At 58.0% G+C, this 16,342-nt stretch carries 18 protein-coding genes; 14 read left to right on the top strand and 4 right to left on the bottom strand.

Features of this window, described 5'->3' with window-relative positions; genetic code table 11:
• Both V3W31_03175 and V3W31_03170 read right to left on the bottom strand, forming a co-directional pair.
• Nucleotides 1-360: BlaI/MecI/CopY family transcriptional regulator (locus tag V3W31_03175; protein ID MEE9613941.1), on the bottom strand; the 360-nt coding region annotated here is incomplete at its 3' end.
• A gap of 71 nt (nucleotides 361-431) precedes the next feature.
• The gene (locus V3W31_03170) at nucleotides 432-848 is read right to left on the bottom strand and encodes an SRPBCC family protein (GenBank protein MEE9613940.1); all 417 of its coding nucleotides are present in this window, start codon (nucleotides 846-848) and stop codon (nucleotides 432-434) included.
• 378 nt (nucleotides 849-1,226) lie between these two features.
• Here V3W31_03170 and V3W31_03165 point away from each other — a divergent pair, with 378 nt between their 5' ends.
• The 14 genes from V3W31_03165 to V3W31_03100 all read left to right on the top strand — a co-directional run bounded on the left by V3W31_03165 (nucleotide 1,227) and on the right by V3W31_03100 (nucleotide 15,008).
• On the top strand, nucleotides 1,227-1,763 hold the full coding sequence (locus tag V3W31_03165; protein ID MEE9613939.1) for a cob(I)yrinic acid a,c-diamide adenosyltransferase: 537 nt from the start codon (nucleotides 1,227-1,229) through the stop codon (nucleotides 1,761-1,763).
• Nucleotides 1,760-2,329 carry a bifunctional adenosylcobinamide kinase/adenosylcobinamide-phosphate guanylyltransferase gene (cobU, locus tag V3W31_03160; protein ID MEE9613938.1) on the top strand — a complete coding sequence of 190 codons (570 nt, stop codon included), beginning with the start codon at nucleotides 1,760-1,762 and terminating at the stop codon, nucleotides 2,327-2,329. The genes V3W31_03165 and cobU overlap by 4 nt, the downstream gene beginning before the upstream one ends.
• Entirely contained in the window at nucleotides 2,326-2,934 is a 609-nt protein-coding gene (locus V3W31_03155; protein MEE9613937.1) for a hypothetical protein, read from the top strand. Before cobU ends, V3W31_03155 begins: the two co-directional genes overlap by 4 nt.
• Entirely contained in the window at nucleotides 2,912-3,970 is a 1,059-nt protein-coding gene (cobT, locus tag V3W31_03150; GenBank protein MEE9613936.1) for a nicotinate-nucleotide--dimethylbenzimidazole phosphoribosyltransferase, read from the top strand. Before V3W31_03155 ends, cobT begins: the two co-directional genes overlap by 23 nt.
• A complete protein-coding gene (locus tag V3W31_03145; protein MEE9613935.1) occupies nucleotides 3,967-4,713 on the top strand; it encodes an adenosylcobinamide-GDP ribazoletransferase in 747 nt (248 codons plus the stop codon). The genes cobT and V3W31_03145 overlap by 4 nt, the downstream gene beginning before the upstream one ends.
• Nucleotides 4,714-4,716: 3 nt before the next feature.
• Nucleotides 4,717-5,352 (top strand): histidine phosphatase family protein, encoded by a 636-nt coding sequence (locus tag V3W31_03140; protein MEE9613934.1) that lies wholly within the window; start codon nucleotides 4,717-4,719, stop codon nucleotides 5,350-5,352.
• 28 nt (nucleotides 5,353-5,380) lie between these two features.
• Complete coding sequence (locus tag V3W31_03135; GenBank protein ID MEE9613933.1) at nucleotides 5,381-6,763, top strand: cobyrinate a,c-diamide synthase; 1,383 nt, start codon at nucleotides 5,381-5,383, stop codon at nucleotides 6,761-6,763.
• A 10-nt stretch (nucleotides 6,764-6,773) separates the two neighbouring features.
• Nucleotides 6,774-8,075 carry a phosphomethylpyrimidine synthase ThiC gene (gene thiC, locus V3W31_03130; GenBank protein ID MEE9613932.1) on the top strand — a complete coding sequence of 434 codons (1,302 nt, stop codon included), beginning with the start codon at nucleotides 6,774-6,776 and terminating at the stop codon, nucleotides 8,073-8,075.
• A 420-nt stretch (nucleotides 8,076-8,495) separates the two neighbouring features.
• Entirely contained in the window at nucleotides 8,496-10,025 is a 1,530-nt protein-coding gene (locus V3W31_03125; protein ID MEE9613931.1) for a YifB family Mg chelatase-like AAA ATPase, read from the top strand.
• A 263-nt stretch (nucleotides 10,026-10,288) separates the two neighbouring features.
• Entirely contained in the window at nucleotides 10,289-11,341 is a 1,053-nt protein-coding gene (locus V3W31_03120) for a hypothetical protein (protein ID MEE9613930.1), read from the top strand.
• Between the two features lie 96 nt (nucleotides 11,342-11,437).
• Entirely contained in the window at nucleotides 11,438-11,848 is a 411-nt protein-coding gene (locus tag V3W31_03115) for a zf-TFIIB domain-containing protein (GenBank protein MEE9613929.1), read from the top strand.
• Between the two features lie 157 nt (nucleotides 11,849-12,005).
• Nucleotides 12,006-12,881 (top strand): hypothetical protein, encoded by an 876-nt coding sequence (locus V3W31_03110; protein ID MEE9613928.1) that lies wholly within the window; start codon nucleotides 12,006-12,008, stop codon nucleotides 12,879-12,881.
• The gene (locus tag V3W31_03105) at nucleotides 12,881-14,290 is read left to right on the top strand and encodes a glycosyltransferase family 39 protein (GenBank protein MEE9613927.1); all 1,410 of its coding nucleotides are present in this window, start codon (nucleotides 12,881-12,883) and stop codon (nucleotides 14,288-14,290) included. The genes V3W31_03110 and V3W31_03105 overlap by 1 nt, the downstream gene beginning before the upstream one ends.
• A 334-nt stretch (nucleotides 14,291-14,624) precedes the next feature.
• The gene (locus V3W31_03100; GenBank protein MEE9613926.1) at nucleotides 14,625-15,008 is read left to right on the top strand and encodes a DUF1232 domain-containing protein; all 384 of its coding nucleotides are present in this window, start codon (nucleotides 14,625-14,627) and stop codon (nucleotides 15,006-15,008) included.
• Nucleotides 15,009-15,227: 219 nt separating this feature from the next.
• Here the strand turns inward: V3W31_03100 and V3W31_03095 are convergent, their stop codons facing one another.
• Nucleotides 15,228-15,524, bottom strand: a complete 297-nt coding sequence (locus V3W31_03095) for a cupin domain-containing protein (protein MEE9613925.1) — start codon at nucleotides 15,522-15,524, stop codon at nucleotides 15,228-15,230.
• A gap of 133 nt (nucleotides 15,525-15,657) precedes the next feature.
• Complete coding sequence (locus V3W31_03090) at nucleotides 15,658-15,981, bottom strand: desulfoferrodoxin family protein (GenBank protein ID MEE9613924.1); 324 nt, start codon at nucleotides 15,979-15,981, stop codon at nucleotides 15,658-15,660.
• Nucleotides 15,982-16,342 lie beyond the last annotated feature (361 nt).

The raw sequence follows: 16,342 nt of genomic DNA, 5'->3' as shown, positions 1-16,342 counted from the left end.
GGAGGCAACGGCCTGAGAGCTCGAGAGCTCCACCACGCCGTCGAGCACCTCCCTTGAGACCATGGCCGCGAACTCGTCCTTCGAGTAGACCGGGCTTACGTGGTAGCCGTCTTCGCGCCTGTCCCTCTTCAGGAGCCCCTTCCTGGCGAGCCTTTCGATTACCGTAAGTACGGTGGTAAAGGCTATCTTGCGCGAGCGCGTGAGTTCGGCGAGGACCTCCTTGCCCGTGGCTTCGCCCCTGGTCCAGAGTACGGCCATGACCTCCTCTTCGAGGTGGCCGAGCACCTTGCCGAGCCCCGAGCCCGAGGCCCTGAACGTTTTTTGGGTGTACTTGCCCATGCGGTAGATTATATTCGACATTGCGTAGAATGTCAAGCAGTAAGTGATAAAAGTGACAGAAGGGTGAGGTCCGGCCCGTCGGGCATCGTTGCCTACTTCTCCAACTCTTTCTTTACGTTCCCGAGGACCTCTTTGTGGACGCGCGTTATCACGTGCGAGAGCACCGGGGCGGTGAGGAGTTCCATGAGGGTGCCGGAGAGGCGGTACTCCATCTCGAAGGTGACGTGCGTTTCGCCGTCCCCGGTCTCAAGCGTGTAGCTGCCGGTGTTGTAGAGCCCGCTCACCGAGCGCCAGGCGAAGTAGCGGGGCCTCTCGGAGGCCGAGACCTCGGCCTCCCAACGGGCCGCCACGCCCAGGAACTCCACCTCCCAACGGTATACGCCGGGGGAGAGTTTCCTTACCTCGCGTATGAGCCCCGAATATCTGCCGAACTCCTCGACCTTCGTAATGAGGTCGAAGACGTCTTCGGCAGCCGCCTTTATGTCGATATCGATCTTTACCGAGGGCATGATTACGATCCTTCGATGAAACTATCACTTAGTGCGTATCCAGGTCAAGCTGAACCGAGTTGGGGGTAAGGGACCATATGGCGGAATTGGCTTGACGCGCGTCGCCCAAAGTTGGTAACTTATAGCCGTTAAGAGTTGCCGCAGCGGCCCGTCCTGTGCAACGGGGGATGGGTCTTTTCATACAGCGCGCCATAACTTCGCATACCTTCGTTGCTCCTCGGCTCGTCGTTGCGGCGTACCATCAGTACGCCTCACTTCTCGCCTTCGTCGCGTCTCGGTCTGCTTTGTTCTGACGCGCTGTATGCGTAGCTATTTTATGACGTTGTGTGCAGTTGACCCGACCGGGGACGGTTCGAAGTGATTAGGGGGGAGTGAGTCATGGCGGTGGAAAAAGGGCTCGTTCATATCTATACGGGTGAGGGCAAGGGGAAGACGTCCGCCTCGCTGGGGCTGGCCATACGCGCGGCCGGTCACGGCATGAAGGTCCTCTTCGTCCAGTTCTTCAAGCTCGAGGGCGACCCGTCCGGCGAGAAGGATATCATAAGGGAGGACATCCCGGCCATCGAGCTCATACGCTCGGAGGTGAGGCACCCGATCTTTACCGGCAAGGATACCGATATCGAGAAGGTGAGGGCTTCGGTGAGGGGTCTCTTCGAACGCGCCAGTGAGAAGATGGGCGACGACTTCGACCTTCTCGTGCTCGACGAGCTCATGGGGGCCGTAAACGGCGGCTTTATAAGCGTCGAGGAGGTACTGGACCTGCTCGACGCCAGGCCGGAGTGCCTGGAAGTCGTGCTCACCGGCAGGGACGCGCCGGTGGAACTCGTGAAGAGGGCGGACTACGTAACCGAGATGCTCAAGATAAAGCACCCCTATGACGGAGGCGTCAAGGCGAGGAAGGGTATCGAGTATTGAAGCGCGGCGGCGGGAAGTCCATCTTCGTGCTCGGCGGGGCCAGGAGCGGTAAGAGCCGCTTCGCGCTGGAGCTCGCAGGGAAGCTCAAGGGCGTAAGCCCCGACGACTCAAGGGCGTACGTGGCGACCGCGACGGCGCGCGATAAAGAGATGGCGGAGAGGATAAAGGAGCATAAGAAGGCCCGGGCGGGGGGGGGAGGGGGGGGAGGGGAGAAGATAAAGTGGGTTACCATTGAAGAGCCGATACGGGTAAGGGACTTTGTAAGGGAGAATAACGAGTTCGCCGTCGTCCTCATAGACTGCATTACGCTGTGGCTTTCCAACCTGGTGGAGGAAGGCATGAGCGACTCGGAGATAATGGAGGAGGCCGAAGGGCTCGCAAGGTTGTCCCGCGACACGTGGGCCACGGTCGTGGCCGTCTCGGGTGAACTTGGACAGGGGATCGTCCCCAGGAACAAACTTGCCCGGAGGTTCCGGGACCTCTCGGGGCTGGTAAACCAGGCAATGGCGGAGGCCGCCGACGAGGTGTTCTTTATATCCGCAGGCCTGCCGGTGAAGATGAAATGAAGGATATGATCAAGGATATGCTTACGGTAAGGAACTTCGCGTCTCTCTTTACGGGGACGCTCTTCTTTCTGTTTTTCTACATAGGGCTCTGCTGGGTGCTGGGCTATTTTGAGATAACGCCTTACGGCAAGTTCACTGCCGAGTTCTTCAAGGGCAGGACGGCCGAGGAGAGCGATGCCTTCATCAAGGCGAACCGGGAGCTCTTCGATAAGGCCCTCCCCGGGGCGACGACCTTTTCAAACCTCGTCATGGCCCCCATCGTGGCGGTCCTCTCCGGCCTGGTGGCGGGGGTCATAGCCGGACGGAGGGGGGCGCTCATGGGGTTTATAGTGGTCCTGACGCCCGCATTCATGGTCTTAGCGAAGTCGGCCAAGGATCCCATGACCCTTGGCTCCATACTGTTCATGGTAGGTTGCGCGGTCATTGGCGGCACCATGGGCGAGCGCGTGGCGTGCAGGTTTTCCGGGGAGGAGTGCACGCACGACCATGGCCACGGCGATGCGCATGACCATGACCATGGCGACACGCATGACCATGCACACGACCACGACCATTCGCACGACCATGCACACGATCACGACCATGACCATAAAGGAAACTCTTGACGCCATAGGGCCCGTCGATAACGCCCTCCTCGGCGCGGCGCAGAAGAGGCTCGACAACCTCACCAAGCCCCGGGGCAGCCTCGGCAGGCTCGAAGAGCTCGCCCGAAGGGCCGTGGCCATAAGCGGCTCCACACAGCCCGCCGTAACCAGAAAGATAATCTTTACGTTCGCCGGAGACCACGGCGTGGCGGCCGAGGGTGTATCTGCCTTCCCCAAAGAGGTCACCACGCAGATGGTCCTTAACTTCCTCCGGGGCGGGGCCGGGATAAACGTGCTCGCGGACCACGCCGGCTGCGAGGTAAAGGTGGTGGACATAGGGGTGGAGTTCGAGTTCGACGGCGAGGCGGCGGGAGAGCTTATAAAGAGAAAGGTCATAAACGGCACGGCCAACATCCGTACCGGTCCGGCCATGACGCCCGAGGAGACGCGCCGCTCGGTGGAGGTGGGGATAGAGCTCGCCTGCGAGTACGCCGCTCCGGGTGCGGTCTTCGGCACCGGAGAGATGGGTATAGCCAACACCACCCCGGCAAGCGCCATGGCGGCGGTCTTTTCCGGACTCCCCGTAAGGGAGGTCACAGGCAGGGGGACCGGTATAGACGATAAGGTTTTCGACCACAAGGTGAAAGTCATAGAGGAGGCTATCGAGTTTAACTCTCCGGACCCCACAGACCCGATGAGCGTTCTTGCAAAGGTCGGCGGGGCGGAGATAGCCGGGATAACCGGCCTCGTTCTCGGCGCGGCCGCAAGGAGGGTGCCGGTTATGGTAGACGGCTTTATCTCCACCGCGGGCGCGCTGGTGGCCGCGGAGCTTAAGCCCGAGGTAAAGGACTACCTCTTCGCCTCGCATAATTCGGTGGAGAGGGGGCACGCGGTGATGCTCGAGAGGATGGGTCTGAAACCCCTTCTGGACCTGGAGATGCGGCTCGGGGAGGGGACGGGCGCGGCAATGGGGATATATCTCCTGGAGGCCGGGGTCAGGATATATAACGAGATGGCCACCTTCGGCGACGCCGGGGTGTCCGAGAGTGACAGATGAACCACGTCCTGCTGGTACTGCAATTCCTGACCGTCTTCCCCGTAAGGAGGGAGATAAAGATGGAGCCCGGGGAGGCGGCCCGCTCCATGGCGCTCTTCCCGTTCGTCGGCGCGCTGCAGGGTGGTTTACTGGTCGCTTCCGACGTCGTACTGCATAACGTCATGGGGCTGCCGGTAAGTGTGGCGAGCGCGATCCTTCTGGCGATACTCCTTCTTACCAGCGGCGGGCTCCACATAGACGGCTTTACGGACACCGTGGACGGCCTTGCCGGAGGGGCCACCCCCGAAGACCGGCTGCGTATAATGCGCGACGGGAGCGCGGGGGCCGTGGGGGTCGCGGCCGTGGTGCTCCTTCTCCTGATAAAGTATCTCTGCATAGCGGCGCTGCCGGGGGATGCGAGGGCCCCGGCCCTTCTGCTCTTCCCGATGGTAGGCCGCTGGTCGATGGTCCCGATGTCGTTCTGGGGCACTTACGCCAGGGAGGGCGAGGGGCTCGGCAAGGCCTTTACGGGATGCCCGGCCGAAAGCCTCCTTATGGCGACGGTAGTGGTGGTCTTCCTGTCGGGCATCTTCTTCGGACCGGCGGCCTTTATCGTGCTGGCCGGTATAGCGGCGTTTACTTACGGGCTGACCGTCTTCTTCAAGAGAAGGCTCGGAGGTATCACCGGAGACGTCTTCGGCTTCCAGAGCGAAGCGGGAGAGGTCCTCTTCCTCCTGGCGGTACTTGCGCTTGCGGGCGCTTAAACCATGGACGCCACGCGCATATACCTCGTCCGCCACGGGCAGGTCGTAAACCACCACGAGTTCCGCTACAACGGCCACACGGACGTTGACGTAACCGAGGAGGGGCTCGATCAGATGGAGCGCCTGGCCGACCACCTCGCCGGCTCCTCCGTCACCTCCGTTTATTCGAGCGACCTTCTAAGGGCCGTAAAGGGGGCGGAGACCATAGGCGCTAGGCTCGGCCTCGAGCCCGAGAAAGTCCCGGCCTTCAGGGAGCTGCATCTCGGAAGGTGGGAGGGCCTTACGAGGGAGGAGGCAGCCGGGAAGTATCCCGAGGAGGCCCACTTCACCTTCAGTAAACTCGCAGGTGACAGGATAAAAGGGGGCGAGAGCCTGGTCGACCTTCGCTCTCGCGTCCTTCCGGCCCTTGACGCCATAGTGGATAAACACAGGGGCGAGAGCGTCTGCATGGTGCTCCACGGCGGGGTCAACCGCGTGATACTCTGCGAGGCCATGGGTCTGCCGCTGGAGAATTTTTTCCGTGTAGAGCAGGACTACGGCTGCCTGAACGTCATAGACTACTTCGACGACGGGGGCAGGGTGGTGAAGCTCCTTAACGGAGGCCCCAACCAGGAGATGGGCACGATGGTGCATTACTGAAGAGGGGGGTGGCGGGTGGATAAAAAAGATGGCTAAAAGAGCGCGCCCCTTTCCGTCCGCCTTTGTAATAGCCGCCCCCTCTTCGGGCGCGGGCAAGACTACCGTTACGCTCGGCCTTATGGAGGCCTTTGGGAAGAGAGGGCTTGCGGTCCAGCCCTTCAAGGCGGGTCCGGACTACATAGACACGGGCTACCACTCGGCCCTTTCCGGCAGAGCTTCCTATAACCTCGACACGTGGATGATGGGCCCTTCGCGGGTGAGGGAGACTTTCGCCCGCGCCATGCACGGCGCGGACGTCGGTATCGTCGAAGGGGTCATGGGGCTTTTCGATGGTAAGGCAGGTAATCGAAAAAAAAGTGGTCCGGGCAGCACGGCGCATCTGGCGAAGACGCTCGGCCTTCCGGTCGTGCTCGTGGTCGACGGCTCGGGCATGTCCGCGAGCGCCGCCGCACTTGTAAGCGGCTTTAAAGGGTTCGACCCGGAGCTGAAACTCGCGGGCGTTATCTTTAACCGTGTCGGGAGCGAGCGGCATTTTAATATGCTAAAGGACGCGGTCGAGAAGGGCGCGCGGGTTAAGGTCTTTGGCTGCATCCCGAGGGATAAGGAAATAAAACTTCCGGAGAGGCACCTCGGGCTCGTTACCAAGGGCGACATAAAAAAGGGCGACTGGAAAAAGTTTTTAACGAGGGGGGCGAAGCTCGCCGAGGCAAATATCGACCTCGAAGGGTTATTGAAGGCCGCAAAAAAGGTCCGTACTCCTCCCAGGGTAAGTACCGGAAAGAAAAACCCCGCCGTGACCATAGCCGTAACCATTGCTGTGGCTCGCGACGACGCCTTCTGCTTCTACTACCGGGAAAATTTAGAACTGCTCGAAGGCCACGGGGCAAAGATAGTTTTCTTCAGCCCTCTTAAGGATAAAAGGATTCCCAAAGGCGCGCGGGGCGTCTACCTCGGCGGCGGCTACCCGGAGTTGCACGCGCGCTCTCTTTCGGCCAACACCGCGCTCAGGAAGGAGCTTAAGACGGCGGCCCTCTCGGGGCTTCCGGTCTACGCCGAGTGCGGGGGGATGATCTATCTTGGAAAGGGCCTTAAGGATACTAACGGCAAGAGCCATGCGATGGCGGGGTTGTTTCCGTGGATAACGAAGATGGACAGGAAACTAAAAGGTCTCGGCTACAGGGAGGTAACGGCACGCAGCGGCTGTCCGTTCCTGAAGGCGGGCGCGAAGATACGCGGGCACGAGCACCGCTACTCGGATATAAGCCCCCCCCCGCGGCTGGTAAAAAGGGCCTACACCGGCGCCGAGGGCTATACGATTAAAAACACACTCGCGAGCTACGTGCACCTCCACTTCGCGAGCAACCCCGGATTCGCGAAAGGGTTTATCGAGGCGTGCAATAACTTCGGATGAGAGGAGAGGTATGACGCAGATAGAGTCGGCAAGGAATGGCATTGTTACGAAAGAGATGAAGGAGGCGGCGCTCGGTGAGGGCGTACATCCCGAATGTATCCGGGACGTGGTGGCCGGGGGCAAGGCCGTTATCCTCAGTAACACCAATCGCCCTGCGAAGCCCGTCGCCATAGGCAAGGGGCTCAGGACAAAGGTCAACGCGAGCATCGGCACGTCTTCCGACATTGTCGACGCCGCGGCCGAGGTGGAGAAGGCGCAGGCCGCCGAGCGTGCCGGGGCCGACACCCTTATGGAGCTTTCGGTCGGCGGCGATCTCGACAGTATAAGGAAAGAGGTCCTCGCGGCTGTTTCGCTCCCGGTCGGGAGCGTGCCGCTCTACCAGGCCTTCGCCGAGGCGATAGAAAAATACCACGACCCGAACAAGCTCGACGAAGAGCTCCTCTTCGACGTGCTGGAGAGGCAGTGCGCGGACGGCATATCGTTCATGGCCGTACACTGCGGGATAAATCGCCTTACGATCGAGCGGCTCGAAAGGCAGGGCTACCGCTACGGCGGGCTCGTGTCACGAGGCGGTTCCTACATGGTGGGCTGGATGATGAGCAACAATAAGGAGAACCCGCTCTACGAGAAGTTCGACCGGGTGGTGGAGATACTTAAAAAATACGACTGCGTCCTGAGCCTCGGTAACGGCCTCCGGGCCGGGGCCGTGCATGACAGTCTCGACAGGGCGCAGGTCCAGGAGCTCGTAATAAACTGCGAGCTCGCCGAAATCGGGCAGGATATGGGCTGCCAGATGATGTGCGAGGGCCCGGGGCACCTGCCGCTCGACGACATAGAGGCCAACGTAAAACTTCAGAAGCGGATGAGCGCGGACGCCCCGTTCTACGTGCTCGGGCCGCTCGTAACCGACATCGCCGCGGGCTACGACCATATCTCGGCGGCTATAGGCGCGGCCGAGGCCGCTCGTTATGGTGCGGACCTTATCTGTTACGTTACACCGGCCGAACACCTCGCACTCCCGTCCAAAGAGGACGTGGTCGAGGGGGTGAGGGCCTCAAGGATAGCCGCCCACGCCGGGGACATGGTAAAGCTCGGCCGCAGCGGGCGCGACATGGAGATGAGCAAGGCCCGGAGAGACCTCGACTGGGACGCCCAGTCCAGGCTCGGCCTCTTCGGCGAGCGGGCGCGCGAGATAAGAGAAAGCCGCATGCCCGAGGAGCCCTCGACCTGCACCATGTGCGGGAGTTTTTGCGCCCTCGACAACGTGAACGAGTATTTTCGTGAGAGCCTCAGCAAAGGCAGAAAACGCTGAGGCTCTAAACCGTCGATTTTGTGCTGCCGCACGGTTAACGGGGAAACGAACCGCATCTGCAATAATGTTCGTTATGGTTCTACGATACCGGTAACTGCCCCACCGCAGGTGGCCGCCATACCGCGTTAGCCGCACATTTTGGCTCCTCAACGTATATCAATATACGCCTGCGGGCCAAAATGTGCGTCTGCCTCGTCTGACGGGAAACTTGACGGTTTGGGTCCGTGACGGACAACAATAACTCCGTCCTATCCCCTCCCCGTTCGCCCTGAGGCTCTCGAAGGGTGAACGGAGGCCTGCCGGGCACGTTGATTTCTCGATCCCGCCTTCGCAAACGCGGGTTTTATCTTGTTACAACCATCCTTTCCTGTTAAAATCAAATCCTGTATTTTACGTCGCCAACCTTAAGCCGAGGTGACAATGCTCTCGAAAATACTCTCAAGCGCGGTAATAGGGATAGACGCCCGGCAGGTGGAGGTCGAAGTGGACCTCGCCCGGGGGTTGCCGTCGTTTTCCACCGTCGGGCTTCCGGATAACGCCGTAAAGGAGAGTAAGGACCGGGTCCGCTCGGCCATAAAGAACTCAGGCTACACCTTCCCCGTAAGCCGCATCACCGTCAACCTCGCCCCGGCCGACATAAAAAAAGAAGGCACCACGTTCGACCTGCCCGTGGCCGTCGGCATCTTGAAGGCCCAGGGCCTTATAAAGAATAAAAACCTCGACGACTATATAATGCTCGGCGAGCTCTCGCTCGACGGCTCGATAAGGGCGGTACGCGGCGCGCTGCCGGTGGCCGTCCTTGCGAAGGAGCTTAAGAAGAAACTCCTCCTACCGTTCGGAAACCGGGAGGAGGCGGCGCTGGTCGAAGGTGTCGAGGTCTTCGGTCTGAAGAGCCTCGCCGAGCTCGTGGAGTTCATGAACGGGGAGGTCGAAGTAGACGCCGCCAGCGTGGACGCCGCCGCTTACTTCAAGCGCGAAGACAAAGACCTCCTCGACATGACGGACGTGAAGGGGCAGGAGCACGTTAAACGCGCCCTGGAGGTCGCGGCCGCCGGAGGCCATAACGTTATCATGATAGGCCCACCCGGCTCGGGTAAGACCATGCTCTCCAAACGCTTCCCCACCATCCTGCCGGACATCGGCATAGAAGAGGCCATAGAGACGACAAAGGTCCACAGCGTCGCCGGGGTCTTGAGCGGCGTGCTCGTAACGGAAAGGCCCTTCCGCTCCCCGCACCATACCATCTCGGATGCGGGCCTCATAGGCGGCGGCCAGGTGCCGAGGCCCGGCGAGGTGAGCCTCGCCCATAACGGCGTCTTGTTCCTGGATGAAGTTCCGGAGTTCAAGAAGAACGTGCTGGAAGTCTTAAGGCAACCCGTGGAAGACGGTGTCGTTACGATAGCCCGCGCCGCCGTCTCGCTAACCTACCCGGCGCGCATAATGCTTGTCTGCGCCATGAACCCCTGCCCGTGCGGATACCTCGGAGACCCACAAAGGGAGTGCAACTGCACGCCGCTCATCGTCCGCCGCTACAGGAGGAAGCTCTCCGGGCCTCTCCTGGACCGTATAGACATACACTGCGAGGTGCCGGCGGTAAGGTATAAGGAACTAAGCGATAAGAGGGGCGGCGAGCCGTCCGCCGCTGTTAAGGAGCGGGTGAACCGCGCGCGCTCCATTCAGGCCGAGCGTTTTAAGGGGAAAGGTGCAAAGAAGATTTTTTCCAACAGCCACATGGCCCCGCGCCACATAAAGAAGTTCTGCGAGGTGGACGCCGACTGCGCGGGCCTTCTGGAAGCCGCAGTGGAAAAGCTCGGCCTCTCGGCCCGCGCCTATACCCGGATACTCAAGGTCTCGCGGACGATTGCCGATTTGGAAGGCGAGGAGAGGATAAAAGCGCATCACGTGGCGGAGGCGATACAGTATCGGGCTCTTGACCGTCCGGTCGGGTAGGGTGCCAAACCGCCGATTTGCCCGTGATACTTCGTTGGTGTCGGATTTTGTTCCTCGACGTATACGGTGATATACGCCTCCGGTACAAAATCCGCCCCCGCCTCGTCTGACGGGCAACTTGACGGTTTGGGTTCCCACGCCTGCCAAACGTGAAAAAGGGAGGAAGGGCCGAGAGGCAGACCATGTCCGGGTTTCCGGTTGAACTATAAGGGTTTTTATGCTTCGGAATAATCCATTTCGTAAAAGAAAGAAGGGAGGCTGACATGGCGGAGGCGAAGTCCATTAAAGAGCTTATGCGCATACGGGCGCACAACCGGGAGTTCCTCGATTCGATCAACTCGACCCTGGGGACGGCGCTGGGCTTTAAGAAGAAGACCGGCGGAGATCTAAGCTATCAGCCGGCTGTAATCGTGTTCGTGCCGAGGAAGATCAACCCGAAGTGGATCCCCAACGCGCAACTGATACCGAAGAAGTTGGACGGGCCGGACGGCCTGTGGTGTGCGCTGGACGTGGTGGAAGGGGAACGGGCTGCGGAGGAGGACCCGGTACCGAGGTCTCCGGGCGAACTGGCCGAGCGGCTGCGCGGATGGGACGACCAGGTCTGGTCCGGATCCCAGGTCGCCCACTGGGTGGATCGGGATAAAGGCTCTTACAGCATGGGAACGCTGGGCGCCTTTGCCCAAAAGCGCGACACCGGCGCGAAGGGGTTCCTGACCAATATGCATGTGGGTATCGAACCGGGCCAGAAGCTCTTCCACCCTGTCCCGTGGGGCACGCACATAGGCACTACCGAAAAAACAATCGAATACGTGAAGGACGAGGACTGGTACGGCCCGCTTGTGGACGAGCAGGACACGTTTGTCAGAGCGGACTGCGCCTTCGTCGGGTTGGCGCCGGACTTCGACGAGGCGGACGTTAACCCTCATATGATGGGCGTCGGGAAGCTGGGCCCGGTCAAGAGTATCTCCCTTGACGACATGTCCATCATCGGGCAGAGGGTATTACGCGTTGGGCGTACCACGGGCTTGCGTCGCGGCACGGTTATGGCCTTTGGTTATGAGTTCGTCGACGAGGCGGACGTGACCGCCTATACGGACCTGCTAATCGTAGGCGATAGCGGTATTCCCTTTTCGACCCACGGCGACAGCGGCAGCCTGATAGTGACGGACGACTACGAACATAACCCGGTCGGGCTGCTATGGGGCGGCTGGCAGGAGAAGCTGCGTACCGGACGTGCGCAAGAAAACTGGACGTACGGCATTGTCCTGTCCCGGGTGTTGGATGCGCTGGGTATCGACCTGATTCGGGTTCTTTAAGGGCGGCAAGTCACGCCCAACGGGCAACTTGGGGGTTTGGGGTTCCAGGCTCGTTAAGCGCAGGAAGGAAATATATTTTCTCCTGGAGGTAGGATAATGTACTGTCCCTCTTGTCAGTCTGAAATGACTGGAAAGAACCATGGCGGCATCAGCGTGGACGTATGCGTCGGGTGCGAAGGGGTATGGTTCGACCGGGGGGAGATAGAGGCCTACAGGGCGGCAATGATCGAGGAGCGTGACGAGTTGCCCGGTCAGGCGGTTCGGTTCGAGCCGGAGACGGGCGGGAACTTACTGAAGTGCCCGAGATGTCTCGTCGATACGCTCGTGCCGGGCGGCGTGCAGGGCCTTAACATATCCTGCTGTAGCGGTTGTAAAGGGTTCTTTGTCTCCAGGAAAGATCTGGTTGCGCTCTGTAGAAGGAAACAGTCGTCCGTGGTTGGCGATGTGGTATTGGGCGGGAGTGATATAATTTTGCATATCCTGTCCGGGGTTTTGGACAGCTTTTAAAGAGTAAAGGGGATAGATCTGTTTTTGACGGTAAGGCAAAGGGCCTGCGGAGTAGTTAATGGAGAGTAAACAACCCCTCGGCTTGGACCGTGCCAGGAGGAAGGCCGAGGAGCTTCTAAAGGATAAGGAGAGTGCTGGCTGTGCCCTCCCTTGTTGAATGGAGAAGCTGATGGATAACGTGCTCGGACCGAGGACTGTAGGACCGCTCCTGACCGAGACCTTCAGGGTCTACGGCAGGCACTTCCTGAAGTTCGTCGCCATCGCGGCGGTTGTGGAGGCGGTTTGTTATATCCCGGAGATCGTTTTCGGTACGCCCGGCTATGACCCCGAGACTTTTGACCCTGAGACTGTGGATATGGTGCCGTGGGATATTTCGTTCGCGGCCTCTATGTTGGGTTTTACTGTTATAAATTCTCTGATGGATGGGGTTTTTATACACGCCGTATCGGAGCACTATACGGGCGGGGATGTAAGCGTTGAGCGCGCGTACCATTTTGTCTTGAAAAGGATGAAGGCTCTGGTAGGGGCCGCTATTTTATTCTGGCTGCCCATCGCGGCCATAGGGGTGTCCGTGCTGGGTGCTCCAAACAGTGCAGGTCGCGGCTCCTTTACGCTTCTTATTGTGTTTCCCATAGCCATGTATCTGATGGTACGCTGGGCCTTTATATACCAGGCGGCGACGCTGGAAGGTTGCGAGCCCATGGACGCCCTTCGGCGGAGCGGAAAACTGGTCGATGGCGACTGGTGGCGCGTTCTGGGCGTAATGGTCGTGATGTTCGCAATAACGTACCCTGTATCTTACGCGTTGACTAAGATTTCGGCGGTAGGCACGGTGCTGGCTGGCGTCATATTGCCCCCGATTTTTGCGATTATGATGATTCTACTTTACTACGACCTTCGGGTGAGGAAGGAAGGCTATACCGTCGAAAAGCTCTCGGAGGAGCTGCGCGCCCATACTACCTTGCCTGAAACTCCCGCCACACCCGATGGCGGGTTTGGTGGAGTTCCCGGAGAGGACAAGGGGAGTGAGTGATGGACAATAAGCAACCCCTCGGCTTAGACCGTGCCAGGAGGAAGGCCGAGGAGCTTCTAAAAGATAAGGAGAAGGCGGGGCGTATGGTCGACCCCCCCCCCAGCATGCACAGCAATAGCGACTTAAAAATAAATCACCTGCTTTTCTTGATAGCCATGTCGGTTGCGGTATTCCTGACTGTCGTCAAAAGCACTGTGGATCATACCGTAAGCGATCCACAAGGGTCACTTTTGTTAAGCCAGTCTATATCGCGGAATTTAACTGTAAAACTCGACTCTTATTTTGACTCCTATGAGAGCGCTCAAGAAAAATACAGTTATAAAGTTCAAGAGAAAAACGGCCATATATACTACCATTATCCCGTCGGGACACCACTTTTCTCAGTACCGTTTGTTTTAATATCAAATTCGCTTGGCTATGACATGTTCAGCGATGAAGGGCCTACGCAAAAAGTAATAGCTGCTATACTGGCAGTAGCCATCTTCTTATTGCTTTTTTTCTTAGCAAGGTTATATTTAAACACTTCCTCCAGTATAGTTGTATCTTCGGTTTTTTGGTTCGGAACAGGTCTTTCAAGCACATTAGGAGCCGCTCTATGGTCTCATGACTTTGCGACATTTTTCTCTCTTTTTGCAATATTATTAACCCTGACAGCCCATGAGAACCACCAACGTCCAAAATGGGGATTTATCGCATTTTTCCTTTTTTCAGCTTATCTGTGCCGGCCTACCTTTTCTCTATTGTCGCCACCCATAGTCCTGATTATTTTTACTTTTAACGAAAAGGCCGCCATAAAAACGGCGGCTACGGTAGGCGGGTTTCTCGTAATTTTCATAATTTTTTCATGGACAGAATTCTACCAACTACTTCCCGATTATTACCTGCCTCGGAAATTATCAGGAGGGCACTTTATCGAAGCATTCCTGGGGAGCCTTATCAGCCCTGCCAGGGGATTGTTCATCTTCTCACCTTTCATGCTATTCCCTTTGTTTTTTTTCAAAAAGAGCTGGCGTATTCTTTCAGAGAATAAAGCGCTTCTTATCCTGTTGGCATGGCCGTTATTGCACCTCATCACAATATCTAAATTCCCCATGTGGTGGGGAGGGCACTCCTATGGCCCCAGGTTAATGCTGGATATTCTTCCCGCGATCTATGTTATTCTGGTAATTATCTACAGTGAGATCGATAAAAAAAGCAAGGCATTCAACATCGTGATTGCGGTCGCCGTTGCATTCTCGATATACGTAAATACATACCAGGGATTATTTAACCTGAATACAGCTCGATGGAATGCTGAGCCGTCTATAGACCAATATCCCGAGTATCTTTGGGATTGGAAGTACCCCCAATTCCTGCATAGCGAGGAACGCCATAAAAACAGGCTTCTTGAGCATAATCAAAACCAGTAAGCAGGTACCGTTTTGGAAGTCAAGCCAACAGGGGGAAAAAGGGGACAGTTGTAGATGCTCAGTAATTAGGTAACTCTTTTGGTACAATAAAGTCAAACCAAAGGAAGGTCCTATGCAGTACTCACATCAGATTATCGTAAAGCGCTGGACACCCATCCTGGAGGAGCACGAGCGCACCAAGGCCAAGGTAGAGCCTCGCCCAATTCAAGTTCATTAAGAACCTCTGCGAGGCGCACCAGATATCAAAGAAAGAGCTTCAGCGCTACTACCGCAAGTGGATCGAGGGCGGCAGGAAGCCCGAGTCGCTCTTGCCCCGGAAACGGGGGACAAAAGTATGGACAACAAACAACCCCTCGGCTTGGACCGTGCCAGGAGGAAGGCCGAGGAGCTTCTAAAGGATAAGGAGAGTACGGGCCGTCTCGTCGAAGCCGCGCTCGTGAAGGCGGACAGGCACAAGACCGCGCTCGTGAAGGTCCGGGCCGAGCTCGGCGCGCTATTCCGGCTCCTTAAGGCCTGGGCAAGGGGCGACTACAGGGAAGTCCCGTGGAAGTCCATCGTGCTCGCGGCCGCGGCGATCATATACTTCCTGAACCCCTTCGATATAGTCCCTGACTGGATCCCGCTCGTGGGCTATATGGACGACGCAACGGTCATCGGCTTCGTCGCCGCCTCGATAAAAAAGGATATAGATAGGTTTTTGGAGTGGGAGAAAGGGTAACCCCAAACCGCCGATTTGCCCGCCAGACTTTGTTAGCCGCACATTTTGCCTCCTCGACGTATAGCACTATACGCCTGCGGGCCAAAATGCGTGTCTGCCTCGTCTGACGGACAACTTGACGGTTTGGTCAGTGACGGTTAACGCGTATGCGGCTTTTCCGCCACCGTGTATCCAGTGCCCGTAACGGTTCTTCGGAAATACCGCCCCACCGCAGGTGGCTTATCCCATATGCACGGCAAAGGCGACAAGTTTTTCCGTTGCCTTTATACCTCTTGTCTGGCCCTTCTCGACGAAGACCATGTTGCCCGCCGTGACCTCTTTCTCTTCGCCCTCGACCGTCATGATCCCCTTGCCGCTTACTATGTAGAAGACACCCGTGCCGCTCGGGTGCGGCGCTATCGACTGGCCGGGCTCCATGCAGATTAGCGGCACCTTGTAGTCGGCGGCGATCCTCAATATGCGAGGGGTGAAGGTCTCTGAAAACCCGGTTTTTTCGTTCACGTCTACGACTTCCATGCGTTCTTTCCTCCTCGCGTGCTTTCCTCTTCAACGGTGTATGGTAAAAAAGAGACAGATGCCTCCGTTCTTGTCCTTTGCGGTGTTCACCTTACCAACAAACACCTCCTTTGGCAACCGGAACGGCCCGTGTTCAGATGCTCACTTCGGTAAGCCAGAGGTCGTGCAGGTTGCAGAAACTCGTGGCGAATAGTTTCCCCTCTACCCCCGAGGGAAGCTCGAATACGGACGCGGCCTCCTCGTCTCCGGCGGTAAAGGTCTTCTCGCCTATGACCTCTCCCGCCTCGGTCACGAGCGTATGCCTGACGATGAAGTGCGGCTCGGTCATCGGGTGCTCGGTCTTTATGGTAAGCTTGCCTTCCTCGACACTCACCTTCGGGGCGTGGCTCCCGGCCTTGCCCTCCCACTTGCCCTGTGCAGCCTCGGTATAGACTATGCCCGACGGATAACAACTCATAACGCTCACCTCCTTTATTCCGTAAACTCTACACCCGGCATCCGGCCCTGTCAAGGGGGTAGCCTGAAAAGGACATAAGAGTGTGGGAGGGCGGGGCGGATTTCGGGCCGGGTAGCGACCCTGCAAAATTTTACTGCTTTGCCCCGGTGAAGTCAAGCTGTCCCGTCCGGCAGCGTTATCTGCCGCACGGTTGACGCCGAGACGAGCCGCATCAGGTGGTTTTCCCGTGCCTTCTTCCCGGTTTCGTGTTATCCTATCAGATTAGCCGTAGATAGACATACACATAAGGAGGAACCGTTGAAGCCAGAGGAGATCAGGAACATAGCCATAATAGCCCACGTCGACCACGGCAAGACCACGC

Source organism: Thermodesulfobacteriota bacterium (assembly GCA_036482575.1).
Lineage (GTDB): Bacteria > Desulfobacterota > GWC2-55-46 > GWC2-55-46 > JAUVFY01 > JAZGJJ01.
Note: the sequence above shows the minus strand (reverse complement) of the source record. Positions and strands in the feature narration are given on the sequence as shown.

Coding starts and splice junctions, on each gene's coding strand:
- V3W31_03140 (MEE9613934.1), top strand. CDS start 4,717: ATGGACGCCACGCGCATATACCTCGTCCGCCACGGGCAGGTCGTAAAC.
- V3W31_03135 (MEE9613933.1), top strand. CDS start 5,381: ATGGCTAAAAGAGCGCGCCCCTTTCCGTCCGCCTTTGTAATAGCCGCC.
- V3W31_03120 (MEE9613930.1), top strand. CDS start 10,289: ATGGCGGAGGCGAAGTCCATTAAAGAGCTTATGCGCATACGGGCGCAC.
- V3W31_03155 (MEE9613937.1), top strand. CDS start 2,326: ATGAAGGATATGATCAAGGATATGCTTACGGTAAGGAACTTCGCGTCT.
- cobT (MEE9613936.1), top strand. CDS start 2,912: ATGACCATAAAGGAAACTCTTGACGCCATAGGGCCCGTCGATAACGCC.
- V3W31_03090 (MEE9613924.1), bottom strand. CDS start 15,981: ATGAGTTGTTATCCGTCGGGCATAGTCTATACCGAGGCTGCACAGGGC.
- V3W31_03145 (MEE9613935.1), top strand. CDS start 3,967: ATGAACCACGTCCTGCTGGTACTGCAATTCCTGACCGTCTTCCCCGTA.
- V3W31_03095 (MEE9613925.1), bottom strand. CDS start 15,524: ATGGAAGTCGTAGACGTGAACGAAAAAACCGGGTTTTCAGAGACCTTC.
- V3W31_03110 (MEE9613928.1), top strand. CDS start 12,006: ATGGAGAAGCTGATGGATAACGTGCTCGGACCGAGGACTGTAGGACCG.
- V3W31_03115 (MEE9613929.1), top strand. CDS start 11,438: ATGTACTGTCCCTCTTGTCAGTCTGAAATGACTGGAAAGAACCATGGC.
- V3W31_03170 (MEE9613940.1), bottom strand. CDS start 848: ATGCCCTCGGTAAAGATCGATATCGACATAAAGGCGGCTGCCGAAGAC.
- V3W31_03125 (MEE9613931.1), top strand. CDS start 8,496: ATGCTCTCGAAAATACTCTCAAGCGCGGTAATAGGGATAGACGCCCGG.
- V3W31_03165 (MEE9613939.1), top strand. CDS start 1,227: ATGGCGGTGGAAAAAGGGCTCGTTCATATCTATACGGGTGAGGGCAAG.
- thiC (MEE9613932.1), top strand. CDS start 6,774: ATGACGCAGATAGAGTCGGCAAGGAATGGCATTGTTACGAAAGAGATG.
- V3W31_03105 (MEE9613927.1), top strand. CDS start 12,881: ATGGACAATAAGCAACCCCTCGGCTTAGACCGTGCCAGGAGGAAGGCC.
- V3W31_03100 (MEE9613926.1), top strand. CDS start 14,625: ATGGACAACAAACAACCCCTCGGCTTGGACCGTGCCAGGAGGAAGGCC.